Annotated in this window: 12 protein-coding genes; 11 read left to right on the top strand and 1 reads right to left on the bottom strand. The window is 41.3% G+C overall.

What is annotated here, in order from left to right:
- The first annotated feature begins 20 nt into the window (after positions 1–20).
- The 4 genes from L2737_RS19940 (at position 21) to L2737_RS19925 (ending at position 3,342) form a co-directional block, all read left to right on the top strand.
- On the top strand, positions 21–806 hold the full coding sequence (locus tag L2737_RS19940) for a heparin lyase I family protein (protein WP_248956894.1): 786 nt from the start codon (positions 21–23) through the stop codon (positions 804–806).
- A gap of 373 nt (positions 807–1,179) precedes the next feature.
- Positions 1,180–1,638, top strand: a complete 459-nt coding sequence (locus L2737_RS19935; RefSeq protein ID WP_248956893.1) for a hypothetical protein — start codon at positions 1,180–1,182, stop codon at positions 1,636–1,638.
- The gene (locus L2737_RS19930) at positions 1,638–2,624 is read left to right on the top strand and encodes an HlyD family secretion protein (protein WP_248956892.1); all 987 of its coding nucleotides are present in this window, start codon (positions 1,638–1,640) and stop codon (positions 2,622–2,624) included. The genes L2737_RS19935 and L2737_RS19930 overlap by 1 nt, the downstream gene beginning before the upstream one ends.
- Before the next feature lie 217 nt (positions 2,625–2,841).
- Positions 2,842–3,342, top strand: a complete 501-nt coding sequence (locus tag L2737_RS19925; RefSeq protein WP_102527162.1) for a hypothetical protein — start codon at positions 2,842–2,844, stop codon at positions 3,340–3,342.
- A 229-nt stretch (positions 3,343–3,571) separates the two neighbouring features.
- Here the strand turns inward: L2737_RS19925 and L2737_RS19920 are convergent, their stop codons facing one another.
- On the bottom strand, positions 3,572–4,870 hold the full coding sequence (locus tag L2737_RS19920; protein ID WP_248956891.1) for an alpha/beta fold hydrolase: 1,299 nt from the start codon (positions 4,868–4,870) through the stop codon (positions 3,572–3,574).
- A gap of 343 nt (positions 4,871–5,213) precedes the next feature.
- Between L2737_RS19920 and L2737_RS19915 the strand changes: the two genes are divergently transcribed.
- From L2737_RS19915 to L2737_RS19885, 7 genes are all read left to right on the top strand, one after another.
- Positions 5,214–5,858, top strand: a complete 645-nt coding sequence (locus L2737_RS19915) for an MBL fold metallo-hydrolase (protein WP_102527160.1) — start codon at positions 5,214–5,216, stop codon at positions 5,856–5,858.
- Positions 5,859–6,202: 344 nt separating this feature from the next.
- Positions 6,203–7,321, top strand: a complete 1,119-nt coding sequence (locus tag L2737_RS19910; protein WP_248956890.1) for an XdhC family protein — start codon at positions 6,203–6,205, stop codon at positions 7,319–7,321.
- Positions 7,321–7,977, top strand: coding sequence for a nucleotidyltransferase family protein (locus L2737_RS19905; protein ID WP_229371319.1), 657 nt, complete (start codon positions 7,321–7,323; stop codon positions 7,975–7,977). Before L2737_RS19910 ends, L2737_RS19905 begins: the two co-directional genes overlap by 1 nt.
- A 3-nt stretch (positions 7,978–7,980) precedes the next feature.
- The gene (locus L2737_RS19900; protein WP_102527157.1) at positions 7,981–8,448 is read left to right on the top strand and encodes a (2Fe-2S)-binding protein; all 468 of its coding nucleotides are present in this window, start codon (positions 7,981–7,983) and stop codon (positions 8,446–8,448) included.
- Between the two features lie 2 nt (positions 8,449–8,450).
- A complete protein-coding gene (locus tag L2737_RS19895; protein WP_248956889.1) occupies positions 8,451–10,694 on the top strand; it encodes a xanthine dehydrogenase family protein molybdopterin-binding subunit in 2,244 nt (747 codons plus the stop codon).
- A gap of 527 nt (positions 10,695–11,221) precedes the next feature.
- Positions 11,222–11,980, top strand: a complete 759-nt coding sequence (locus L2737_RS19890) for a hypothetical protein (RefSeq protein ID WP_248956888.1) — start codon at positions 11,222–11,224, stop codon at positions 11,978–11,980.
- A 113-nt stretch (positions 11,981–12,093) separates the two neighbouring features.
- Entirely contained in the window at positions 12,094–12,774 is a 681-nt protein-coding gene (locus tag L2737_RS19885; RefSeq protein ID WP_248956887.1) for a hypothetical protein, read from the top strand.
- Positions 12,775–12,980: the final 206 nt, after the last annotated feature.

The following is a 12,980-nucleotide window of genomic DNA, read 5'->3' as shown; positions in this document are numbered from 1 at the left end:
GAAATTTATGGATGAGTTACATGAAGCAAGGCGTTCACTTTTTTATTAAATCAACTTTAGTCATCTTAAGTGTATTGATGAGTAACATTTGTTGGTCGGCTGGGGGGTGGCAAGAAACTTTTGCTGAATTGAATCTAGATAATTGGTCATACGTGCTTCACCCACAAGGCATCAATATTCTTCCTAAGCCTGCAGGGTTAAATCTGATTAATTCAGAATCAATTTCAGATATTACGAGTGAACCTAGTTCAAATTACGGTGCATTATTAACAATTAAAGGTGAACAATCTTACCTATGGCGTGGGATTGAAGCACTTAACCGAGTAGAACTACAACATAAACCCACCCATACTCGCCCAGGTCAAACAACCACTGTTAGCTGGCAATTTCTACTACCTCAACTATTTAGTGAAGATACCCATCAGATTGCTTACTGGGAGTCAGATAAAACCTACCGGCAAAGTTATCGTTTACAGCTTAATGGTTCACGCATGAGTTTGGTTTCTAATATCGCAAAATCAGTTGTTATAGATGGTGAAGCTGCGCAACCTAATACTAAGCAAGCCTTGTGGTATCTTGACGATATTAAAGCTAATACTTGGTATACGGTGACATTAGAAACATACTGGTCGATGACTGAAGGTCGCATAATGATGGCAATAAACAATCAGCCTCAAGTACATTTAACCCTGCAAACGCTTGTGGCACACGATGAGAATATGTTTATCCAGTTAGGCATTCTACGAGAACGTGCAGACCGAGTTGAATCTATTTGGTTAGATAACGTGAAAGTTGACCATTTTTAATCTTCTGATTAATTACCGAACATTCATACTTGTATATTCTATATGACGACTCGTTAGCTAAATTCCTGTTAGTCATTACTCATTACTCACTACTCACTACTCACTACTCATAACTCATTACTCATTACTCACTACTCATTACTCATTACTCACTACTCACTACTCATAACTCATAACTCACTATTTATAACGCATAACGCACTACTTACTACAAATACCTCACTCCTCATTTCTAGTTCGAGTCATTGTGGCTGATTTTGTTCATTTCGATACTAAATAATGTGTGGCGCAAAATGGTAACTTTGCCGTAGCTTCTCTCCTTATAATTTCTGCCATACCAAGATGATTCAACAACATCAAAATAAGGCAGGCTATGACAGAACAAATACCTTCGTCTATTGATACCACTGCAGCTAATGCTAAAGCAGGTTTTTTTAATCGCCATAAAACAAAATTTTATATTTTATTGACGCTGCTGGCGGTCATTTGCGGCTCGGTATTACTAGCAAATGGTTTTACCGTTCATCACAAAGATATTCCAGCGGATTATTGGACCACCACTTCAGCGTTAAAGGGTAAGTTGCTGGACACTGAAATCTTTATTGGCGCATTAACCATGATGTTGGTCGTGACTATTTGCTTAGCAATTTGGGGTTACTGGAAACTTCATTCTCTACCCAAAAAGCATGCTGAACATACGGGGCAAGCAAAATTGATTTTCTGGTTATGTACTATCGGCTTTTTTTACAATGAATTGTGGATAGCTGCCATCTTAATTGTTGTAACCGACTGGAAGAAAATTTCTGCAGTGATTATAGGGAGACAAGCATAATGAAAGAACTATTGTATCCATATGTACTAATTTGCTGGATTTTAATTAAAACTGGCTTAGTGAAACGCACGACGGCTAATTATATTTCTATGATTGTTGTAGGTGTGCTGATTAACCTTGCAGTGTTCTTTGCTCATCGATTCTATTCTCCTGTGGACTTAACTGATTCATCGGTTGTGAGAGCACAAACAGCGGTTTTAAGCCCGATTACAGAGTCAATCGATAAGTATTATGTTAAGCACAATCAGAAAGTTAAAGAAGGCCAGTTACTCTACACTTTGGTGAATAATGAAGAAACCAATAGCCTTCGCCAGGTTGAAGCTGAGATTAATAGCTTAGACGCTGATATAGCACAAACTGAGCAGGATTTAACAAGGTTAACTCAAGTTAAAAATGTCGTGGCTAAACGAGACATTGATAAGTATCAAACAAGGTTAAATGCGATGAAATTTGATCGTGAATCATTAGTTGCCCAGCAACAACAAGCTGAGTTTGAAAATAGCCAACTAGAAATTCGCGCTCCTTTTGATGGCGCAGTAACACGTATTGATACAGCAGCAGGGTCAAGAATTGGTAATATTCAACTGTGGAATACTGAAACTAAAATCCTTGAGATGCGTATACCCGATCAGCTATGGAACCGAGTAAAGCAAGGTCAATTTGCCGAGTTTTATGTAGATGCATACCCTGGGCATATTTTTAGAGGGCGAGTTCACTCAATATCTTTAGCTACGGGGGAGGCAAGAGGCAGTCACGGCAGTCAAGAACAAGGCGTCGCTCAGCAGTTAGTCAATAACTCAAAAAATATTGGCCGAACAGTGTTGATAGAGTTTAGCGACCCAGAAGGCATTGAAATTCCGATTGGCGCACGAGGCTCAGCCTGGATTTCTACTGAGAAACCTTTTTCACTGCTAGGCCCGATTGATATGTTAGGGGCCGCAACACTCAGGCTTAAAGCATTGAAAAGCTTCTTTGGCGCTTTTTAGGTATTAGCTTAATAACGGGTAAAATAATATAGCGGCTTAAGCACTGGATTGAATGACTGAAACGAATAGCTGAAACGAATAGCTGTAACCAACAGCTATTCGAATGAGTTAGTCAGGTGCTTCATGCAGTAATATGTTTGTGTATTGTTGTAATGTGGTTAATATAAATGAGTGATTAATCTTTTTTTATAAAGTATCAATATATTAGAGGTTTATAATGTCAGCAGAAACAACCAGTATTGCCACACCTTTGCATGGTTTTAATAGTCCCCAACGTTATTTTGTTGGTTATACTCTCGCTGTTTTAGTCGATTTGACGGTGTTAAATCTACTTGCTGAGTACTGGCAACATATTAGTGTCTCGTCTTTCTCAATTTCATTATTAGTCGCCATTCTGTTGCAGTTGCTGTTAAAGCTAACCATAGCCTTTGAACATAAGTTAGCTGACTACTTCAAGAGTAAACCTGGCACTGCACCTAAGGTTTATCGCGCGCTAAGTACTTGGGCGATTTTGTTCTTTTCGAAAATCATCATGCTTGAAGCCATTAACTTAGCCTTCGGCGACAGTATTACCTTTACTGGCCCATTTGACGGCATCGTTGCTTTCTTTGTTTTAGTGTTTGGTATCTTGATTGCAGAATTTATGGTATCGAAGATTTATTTCTCGCTTCGTGACAAACCTAACGATGAAACTGAAGGTGCGGCCGCAGCCAGCTAGCGATGAGTGGGAATCTAGCTTTGTTGGTGAATGATTAAAATAAAGCATACTAACCACTGAATTTGAGGCAAAAAAAATGAGTAATTCAATTAAGGATTACTCATAAAAAATTCACTAGTTCACAACATAAAGGGCGGAACAGGCTAGATTATGCCCGTTCTTGCTTAACTGAAAATTAAATTAGCCTTTCATATTGTGATCATAAGCAGGTTTTAGCTTAAATATTATATTATCTAAGACTCTTTTGGCGATTTAATGAGATTAGCTTATCTAAAACCCGCTCGCCATCGATACGAATACCATTGTGCTCATATTCTGATGTGAGCCAATATTTCAAGTTATCAACTAATTGCACCGTTTCTAGGCTGTAGTTCATATCGACATACATGTCTTCGCTATAGATGGCAGCACTGACAGGAACAGTGTTTTGCATCAGCACATCAACATCATATAAATTGCTCCAATCAGCTTTTTCGGCAATGGCATTTGCTAATGCTTTAAGAGGCTTTAATTGATTAAATTGCTCAAACATCCACGGGTAAATCATTTCGCCAGTAAATAATAAGCGTTGTCCTCGCTGATAATTAAACTGTTGGAACTGTTCTCTAACACGATGGGCAGACCAATTTGCACCTTGCTGATGGAACTGTTGGCAGTAAATCGACTCATGCATTAAAGCGAAAATAGGGTTGGTGTTATAGTCTAAAAATTGACTAAATTGATGTAAGAAAAGCGGATTAATCTGTTTACCTGAGCCTGTTTCAATCAAGGCTTGTTCTAATAAATAGTAAACGGCTTCAGGCCCTTGCTCCATACCGATATTCACACCCAGTAATTGCAACATCTCAACGGTAAGTTGTTCGCCTGTAGCTAATGTGACTTGATTATTATCGATGAACTCAGCTAACTCAGCGGTTAATTGCTCAGCATCTTTAAAGCGGTGATAAAAGTCATTATTCTTTTTTATCACTCGCTGATAAGTGGCTTTATAAACATCATCAGCTCTACGGGTTAACGACGGAATACCACCAGTAATGAAGGCTTCTTTAATTGAATCCGGTGCAGCAGATAGATAATGCAGTACGCAGAAACCACCAAAGCTTTGGCCTAAAATACTCCACTGGGTATTGTTGGTTAATTTAAGGCGAATGAATTCAGCATCTCGAATGATATTATCAGCGCGAAATTGACTGACATAATCCACTTGTTCATCGACAGATAAATGCTCAAGGGTTGCGTGGTTGATAAGGCTTGAAAGCCCTGTGCCGCGTTGGTCTAGCAAGATCACTCGATATTCTTGTAGCGCACGTTTAATCCAACCTGAGCTTTCAATCGGTCTAACAGCCCCAAATCCTGGACCACCTTGAAAATAAACCAGAAAGGGGAGATCTTTTTGCTGGTTTTCTGTGCTGACAATTTCACGGGCAAAGACGGTGATTTTTTCCCCTTCTGGCTGCTGATAGTTGAGCGGAACCGAGAAAAAATGTTTCTTGGAAACAATACCTGAAAGAATGCTGTCCATTTGCATACTGTACCTGTGATGTGAATAGAGTCTTAGAAAGGGGCTATTGTAGAAAGCTTAACTATCAATCACAATGAAAACTTATCGCAACCAGTGTAAGTTTTGTTAGCGAAAGCTAATTTATGTTCCTTTAAATTTACACTAGCTTGAAGTCTATTCACCGTGAGTCAATTAAAGCTGATATTCCCTTTAGCAACGCAGCACTAGCAGTTTAAGCTACGACTTTGCATCATACGTAAGGGCTAATCTGAGTTTTTTATAAATATTTAAAAGATAGATCAAACTTTTTTGTGCTATTTGAAGCATAATAAGCTCAAAGCAAACGCCTGCTACTGTAAGGAAATAAGCAATGAAATATCAAATCATTCCAGTCACCCCGTTCCAGCAAAATTGTAGTGTGATTTGGTGTGACAAAACCAAACTTGCAGCAGTGGTTGATCCTGGCGGAGATATTGACAGAATCGTATCTGAAGTCAGTAAGTTAGGCTTAAAATTAGAAAAGATTTTATTAACCCATGGTCATATTGACCATGTTGGCGGAGCTAAAACTCTCGCTAATCAACTTAATATTCCTATTATCGGCCCTCACGTGGCTGACAAGTTTTGGTTAGAAGGTTTGGCTAAACAGAGCCAAAACTTCGGATTTCCGCACATTGACTCGTTTGAGCCGACGCAATATTTAAATGAAGGTGATAATGTCACTGTCGGTGAGCAAACGTTATCAGTGCTGCATTGCCCAGGACACACACCAGGACACATTGTATTTCATTCGTCTGAGTCACAAATTGCTTGGGTAGGGGATGTTTTGTTTAGAAGCTCAATAGGTCGCACTGATTTCCCGCAGTCTGATCATAAGCAACTGATTAATTCAATTACTCAAAAATTGTGGCCATTAGGAGAGAAAGTTAACTTTATTCCCGGACATGGCCCAATGTCGACATTTGAAGAAGAGCGTCAGCATAATCCATTTGTTGCTGATCAGTTGTTGGCCTAATCGCTTACATTAAACTGGCTTTTATTAAAGCCGCTTACATTAAAGTCGCTTAAGACAGTTTGTTCAACCGAGTCAGTTTCGCATAAACAGTTACATTTTTTATCCTTTCCTTCGTATATTAGCAAACCAGCGAGTAGCTTGACTCGCTGGCAAGTTATATTGATATATCACCTCGAGTTACAGCATTAAATTCCCAGTAATCTTTGCATTATTGACATCCTTTGTTAGCTTATGTTGAGCCTCGCTGAAATGTGAGGGCTACGACTGGGTAACGATTTGATGCTCCCTCTGGACAAATTGCTGCTACAGAAGTGAATTATGGACTGATTTAGCAGGCAGGGACTATGGCGCATCACTTACTTTCATTACTCGACTCATGGGCTGAAAAACCGCAATTGGAATGGGCGTTAGCTGTCATCACGTCAGTTGAAGGTTCATCTTATCGCAAAGCGGGCGCTATCATGTTGTTTGACCCACTCGGTAAAACGTTGGGAATGCTTAGTGGTGGCTGTTTAGAGGCAGATTTACGTCGTCATGCTCAAGATGCAATTCAAACTCAACGTATTGCTCATATCACCTACGATGCTACTGATGAAAACGATACGAGTTACCAACTCGGTTGTGGTGGGCTTGTTAATATCATGATGGTGCCATTACTGGCAGATAACCAATACCTTGGCTTGCCAGAACTTCATCAGCAGCTTACGCGCGGTAATCAGGGGCATTATCAATTATCTCTGCATGGCAACAAGAGTCATGCAGGAGAAATGTCAGGTAAATTTATCGCCTCTGATGCTGCTAAACATGACAGTTTCGAACCCTCCTCAAAAGCACAGCAGGTCACTAAACAGAGCGCTAAGCAGGTCACGAAACAGCTCACGAAACAGCTCACGAAACAGAGTGCTAAACAGATAACAAAGCGGATATCATTAGATGGGCAAGATTATTTATCTGTCCCTGTGAGAGCGCCTTATCATCTGGGGATATTTGGTGGCGGTTTAGATGCTCAGCCGTTAGCCGCAATCGCTGCCGAGCTTGATTGGAAAATTACCGTATTCGATAGTCGCTCCGCCTATGCGCGAAGCTATGACTTTCCTGCGGCAAAAATCAATAAAACACCGCTTACTCAATTGAAAACAGAAGAGCTAACTCAACTCGATGCTGCAGTGGTGATGAACCATAACTTAGACCTCGACTGCGAGGCCCTTAAAACCCTGCAGCCTACCAATATTGATTACATTGCATTGTTAGGTCCAGGGCATAGGCGGGATAAAGTGTTTGGCTTAGCTGAGTTAACAGAGCAAGATTTCAGTGGTTTCTTTTCAGCGCCTGCAGGGCTTGCACTGGGCGGTGAACTGCCTAGTTCTGTGGCGTTAAGTATTTTATCTCAGTGCCATGGCGTGTTACACCACCGCATTGGCAAGCAGGCAGAATTGAGTCGTTTAGATAAGGTGATGTCCTAGTGACGTTTTTATCTAAGCCCCCTAAAGTGGTCAGCGTGATGTTGGCTGCAGGTCAAAGCACACGATTTGATGGTGCAAAGCTTGCTGCCATAGTATCAGGCCCAGAAGTGAATGACCCAGACCCACAAGCTAACCCCCACAGTCTACTGACTCACAGCCTATTGGAATTAACCCAGGCGGCTGAGCAAATAGATATTGGTAAACCTTGCGTTATCTTAGGCGGACATATCGATGTGTTATCGCCATTAGTGCCAATGAATACACCGATACTCATCAATAAAGACTGGCAATCGGGCATCGCCAGTTCGGTTGCCATGGCGGCAAAATATGCCCAAGCCGAAAAAGCCGATGCTCTGTTGTTAAGCCTTGCAGATCAAGTGGCTGTTTCCCAATTACATTATTTAAGCCTATACCGTGTGTTTTGCCTTTTTGGTCAAACCACCGCGGCTTATTATCAACAAAACCCAGGTGTACCTGCGATATTTGTAGCTGAAGACTTTGATGCCCTTCAGCAGCTCGAAGGTGATGCTGGGGCTAAAAAACTATTAAAACAACATTTAACTAATCAAACCTTGGCTGTACTTCCGTTAGAGCAAGCCGCCATTGATATAGATACCCAAGCCGATCTTAGCTGGTGGTTGGCCAACAAGGAGTAAGTGATGACGCAACAAACGCAAACACTTGAAGTGAACGGTAAAAGCTTCACCTTAGATGCAGATCCAAACATGCCAATTTTATGGGCGCTGCGAGATATTTTAGGTTTAACAGGTACCAAATATGGTTGCGGTGCAGGCCTTTGCGGCGCGTGTACCGTCCACATTGATGGTGCGCCAGTTCGCGGCTGCTTAACCAGCATAAAACAAGCGGCGGGTAAGTCAGTAACGACCATTGAAGGGCTTGAAGCCGATAAGCTAAAAGCCGCGTGGGAGAAACATAACGTACCGCAATGTGGCTACTGCCAAGCAGGACAACTTATGTCTGCGGCTGCGTTACTTAACACCACAGCCAAACCGTCTGAAGCGCAAATTGATGATGCCATGTCGGGTAATATTTGCCGCTGTGGCACTTACCCTCGCATAAAAGCTGCAATTAATACCGCTGCTGAAAACAGTAAAGTGGAGGCATAACCATGACCACATTTACCGCAGTTGAAAACATTAGCCGTCGTAACGTGCTAAAACTGTTTGGCGCAGTGGGCGGAGGCTTAGCCTTAGGCGCATCTGGCTTAGCGTGGAGTCCCATGGCAATTGCTCAAGGCAAGCAAGCGCAGCTGAACATCTTTATCGCCATTGGTGAAGACAATAAGGTGTATTTAACCTGTCACCGCTCTGAAATGGGTCAAGGTATTAGAACAGGTGTGCCACAAGTCTTAGCCGATGAGCTAGAAGCTGAGTGGGATCAAATCGTTGTGGTTCAAGGTTTGGCTGACGAGCAATATGGCAGTCAAAACACCGATGGTAGCCGCAGTATCCGTAAGCATTATCAAAAAATGCGTCAAATGGGCGCAACAGCAAGAAGCATGCTAGAGCAAGCAGCCGCTAACCAGTGGCAAGTGTCACCGGCAGATGTGTATGCCAAAGCAGGTAAAATTCATCATAAAACTAATGGTAAAAGCCTGTCATTTGGCGAGCTTGCCATTGCAGCCTCAGCACTTACAACACCAGCACTTGATAGCGTGGCGTTAAAGCCAGCGTCGAAATTTACTCATATCGGAAAATCGCCCACCATCGTAGATATGGACGTTATGCTTAACGGCAAAGCTGAATATGGTTTTGATGTAAAAGTAGCAGGTATGGTACACGCCTCAATTACTCGACCGCCAGTATTGGGCAGTGATGTAGCGACTTTAGATGATAGCGCTGCTCGCAAAGTGGCAGGGGTATTGGATGTGATTCAAATTCCGATATCAAAAGGTGCGCCGTTATTTCAGCCCCTTGGTGGTGTTGCGGTTATTGCTACTAATAGCTGGAGTGCGCTGCAAGGCCGTAAAGCACTAAAAATCACCTGGACAGACTCTGCAAACAGTCAATATGACTCGGATACAGATTTAGCTGCGCTTGTTAAACGCGTCGGTGAGTCAGGTACGGTTATTCGTCAATTGGGCGAATCAGTCAGTGACTGGAGTGACGATAATAGTTTATCAGCAGTTTATACCGTGCCGTATTTGACCCATGCCATGATGGAGCCGCCAGCGGCTGCTGCATCAGTGACTAAAGACGGCTGCGAAATTTGGGCATCAACTCAAACACCGCAAAGCACCCAGAAAAATGTTGCTGGGGTTTTAGGCTTAAAAGACGAGCAAGTGAAAGTGAATGTCACCTTGCTAGGTGGTGGTTTTGGCCGCAAGTCAAAACCTGACTTTAGCGCCGAGGCAGCGTGGTTATCACAGAAAATCGCTAAACCAGTCAAACTGCTATGGAGCCGCGAAGATGAAATTCAAAACGGTTACTACCATGCTATTAGTGCGCAGCATTACCAAGCTAAGTTAGATGGCAATAAAGCGCCAACGGCGTTACTTGCCCGCACAGGTTTCCCATCGATTAGTTCAACCTTTGCCGAAGGCGTTGATATGCCATCAGCAGGGGAGTTAGACCTTGGCTTTTCTGATATGCCGTTTAATTTAAGCCAAATTCAGCTTGAATCAGTCAAAGCCACTGCCCATTCACGAATCGGTTGGATGCGCTCAGTGTGTAATATTCAGCATGGCTTTGGTGTCGGCAGCTTTGTCGATGAGCTTGCAGTAAATGCAGGTAAACCCTGTATTAGCATGTGGCGTGAGCTGCTGGGCAAACCGCGACATGAAAAGCTTGAAAACCAAGTGGTGAAATACGGTAACTATGGTGAAACCTTAGAGGATTTTCCTATTGATATCGGCCGCTATTTAAGCGTGATTGACGCAGTAGAAAAGGCCATGGCAAAACAGCCTAAAATCCAAGCCAATCAAGGTTGGGGCTTTGCAGTACATCGTAGCTTTGTCAGTTATGTTGCAGTAGCCACATTAGTTGAAATGGACGGCGATAAGTTGACTGTATTAAAAAGCATTGCCGCGATTGACGCAGGTACTGTGGTCAACCCAGATAGGGTACATTCGCAAACCGAAGGCGCCATCATATTCGGCTTAAGCTTGGCGATGATGGGCGAAATTAGTTATAAAGACGGTAAAGTCGAGCAATCTAATTTCCATAACTATCCACTGCTACGCATCGGCCAGTCACCTGAAATCGAAACCATTATTGTCGAGTCAGATGCAAAACCTGCAGGCGTGGGCGAACCCGGCGTGCCACCCGTGGCACCGAGTTTAACCAATGCCATATTTGCTGCCTCAGGCAAACGTTATCGTGATTTACCACTGAGTAAAGTCCTGAAAATGTAGTTCCAACATTTAAAGTAATATCAATGCCCAAGCTAGGTTATAGCTTGGGCATTTTTTCTGGAAATGAATAGGTGGGAATATATAGGTGGGAATATATAGGTGGAAATAAGCAACGAAATTGGTCATTTAACTTACCTGCACATTGTCAGAACCTACTGCTTTTCAGTGTATTATAGTGAATTATCAAATACATATCCGTATCACATAAATGCAAACTTTGCTTCTCGTTATGTAAACAAGAAAATGCTCACTTTCTATTATCATTACGCCTTAAGTTTATGAAAATGAATAACTTTTTTAATATGGATATTTACATAACGACCCAAAATAATTCTCGGTTATCTCAATTCTCGGTTTTATCCACTATTTAGTCGATTGATTTAAATTTTGATGGCTGTTAAGTTATTAAAATTATTAATAAATTAAGCTGAAAAGTGATTAAGTGTTGGTAAGTAGCCTAGGGGTGTTTATCGGAATTCTCGCTAATAAGCTGTTAGGCTCTATTATCATCATTAACCGGAGTTGTAATGATATCTGTGACATTCGATTCAAATGTGTGGGAAAGTGTCGTAGACGATACAAAGCGTGGTGCTTCTCCTGTGTACCAAAAAATATATGATTTAATTAATAATAATGAAATTGTCCCATATTTTTTTGAAGGAATAGTTTCATTAGAAACTATTCCAAAACAAGATAGAAAAGCACATATACGTGGTTTTAAGGCTACGATTTCTATCCAAGTCGGTGATGAAGAACCAAACGTGACTGTAGGTACTCCACCACCAGAGTTGTCTGATTATTTAAAAATTAATATTCCTAAAGCCCTAAAAATTGGTTTCAAATTTATAAGAACCCCAAGAATTGGTAGTCATGGAATTGATGCTTCAGCAGACTGCGCTGCTAAGGATATTAATTATCCATTAAAAGAACGCTTGGCTAGAACATTTGAAGTTGCACGCTATATTGAGAGTTTGGGGGCAGGAAAGGGGAAGTTAGATACTAATATCGAGGAAAACGCGGGTTATGGCATGGTGGAGAAAACTACAAATGATACCAACCTAACAAATAAGAAGTTTGCTAAAGATATTGCAGAGTGGGTTGATGGCGATGCAATAGCGGCTCATTATGGTTATGGCATTGACTATTTCTGTACCAACGACAAAGCTAGCGGTGCTGGGGTAAATTCGATTTTTAGCGCCACTAACCTGACTAAAGTTAGTCAAAAGTATGAAATTAAAGTGGTGTCTCCAGAAGAACTGCTCAATCTTAAATTACCACGAGCCTAACAAGCACTTTAAACGGAACAAAAACAGTTGGCTATTGTTCGTTCCTCACAAAATTATAGCCATCAATTTTTGTCCGCTTAAGTGGGCGTTAGGCATCAAGAGGAATCTGAGAGTTGAGTGATAATAAATCAATTGAAGTAGCATCAAATAGCATTAGAAAGATGTGGGAAAAACACGGAATCAAAGAACCGATGAGGTTTCTTGGTTTTTGTTTAAGCATGTTGCCAATCCCTGGAATTCAACAAGCAGGAATGGCATTAGATCGTCATCTTGGCGATAAAGCCTTTAATTCACAACTGGAAGAACTTTGGGCTGAAATTTCTAAAGCTAATGAGTTAGTTGGTAAAGTCGGTACGCTAGAGGAGGCTATTCAAGAAATTGCTAAAACTATTGAATCGTTCCCTGAGCTTGAGGCTAAAACAAAACAATTTATAGCTTCACTTAGTAAGAGTCAAAAAGAGTTCACCGTTTTAACTGAAGATCACAGTTATCAAGAATTACGTAATAGTATTGTTCATGCTGATATTTCAGCTTTCGTAGCAAAAGATGGAAGTACTAATGTAATCCAAGATTCAACGGTAAACTCTGAAAAAACGCATCTACATGCAACAGGAAATAGTAAAAACTTTGTTGATGGCACAACTTTTCAGGGAAATCTCGGTGGTGTTTCAATGCAAGGGATTACGACTCAAGGGCCTATTTCAGTTCAGGGTAGCGGCATAGGTTTTGGTGCTGGAGGGTCTATTAGTTTTGGCGGAAACCCAAATGAAGTTTCGGGTAATTGCCCAAACTGAAATGAACTACTTAGAATGGATAAGCGGGAGTTGCATAAATATACACATGTTGAATGTCATAAATGTAAATCAACTTTTCCGTTTAAATTACCAAATGCCTAACAAGAGACTATGGCGTCAATAGTTAATTTTAAGCTTTTGGCGCTTCCCACAAAACACCGTCTCTTAGCATCGAATTTAAGATCACAACCATCTTCCTAATGCAG

Origin of the sequence: Shewanella electrodiphila (assembly GCF_023283985.1) — a bacterium.
Classification (GTDB): Bacteria; Pseudomonadota; Gammaproteobacteria; order Enterobacterales; family Shewanellaceae; genus Shewanella; species Shewanella electrodiphila.
Note: the sequence above shows the minus strand (reverse complement) of the source record. Positions and strands in the feature narration are given on the sequence as shown.

Bases quoted from the DNA above. Each gene is read 5' to 3' on its own strand.
- L2737_RS19940 (WP_248956894.1), top strand. From the start codon at position 21: ATGAAGCAAGGCGTTCACTTTTTTATTAAATCAACTTTAGTCATCTTA.
- L2737_RS19935 (WP_248956893.1), top strand. From the start codon at position 1,180: ATGACAGAACAAATACCTTCGTCTATTGATACCACTGCAGCTAATGCT.
- L2737_RS19930 (WP_248956892.1), top strand. From the start codon at position 1,638: ATGAAAGAACTATTGTATCCATATGTACTAATTTGCTGGATTTTAATT.
- L2737_RS19925 (WP_102527162.1), top strand. From the start codon at position 2,842: ATGTCAGCAGAAACAACCAGTATTGCCACACCTTTGCATGGTTTTAAT.
- L2737_RS19920 (WP_248956891.1), bottom strand. From the start codon at position 4,870: ATGCAAATGGACAGCATTCTTTCAGGTATTGTTTCCAAGAAACATTTT.
- L2737_RS19915 (WP_102527160.1), top strand. From the start codon at position 5,214: ATGAAATATCAAATCATTCCAGTCACCCCGTTCCAGCAAAATTGTAGT.
- L2737_RS19910 (WP_248956890.1), top strand. From the start codon at position 6,203: ATGGCGCATCACTTACTTTCATTACTCGACTCATGGGCTGAAAAACCG.
- L2737_RS19900 (WP_102527157.1), top strand. From the start codon at position 7,981: ATGACGCAACAAACGCAAACACTTGAAGTGAACGGTAAAAGCTTCACC.
- L2737_RS19895 (WP_248956889.1), top strand. From the start codon at position 8,451: ATGACCACATTTACCGCAGTTGAAAACATTAGCCGTCGTAACGTGCTA.
- L2737_RS19890 (WP_248956888.1), top strand. From the start codon at position 11,222: ATGATATCTGTGACATTCGATTCAAATGTGTGGGAAAGTGTCGTAGAC.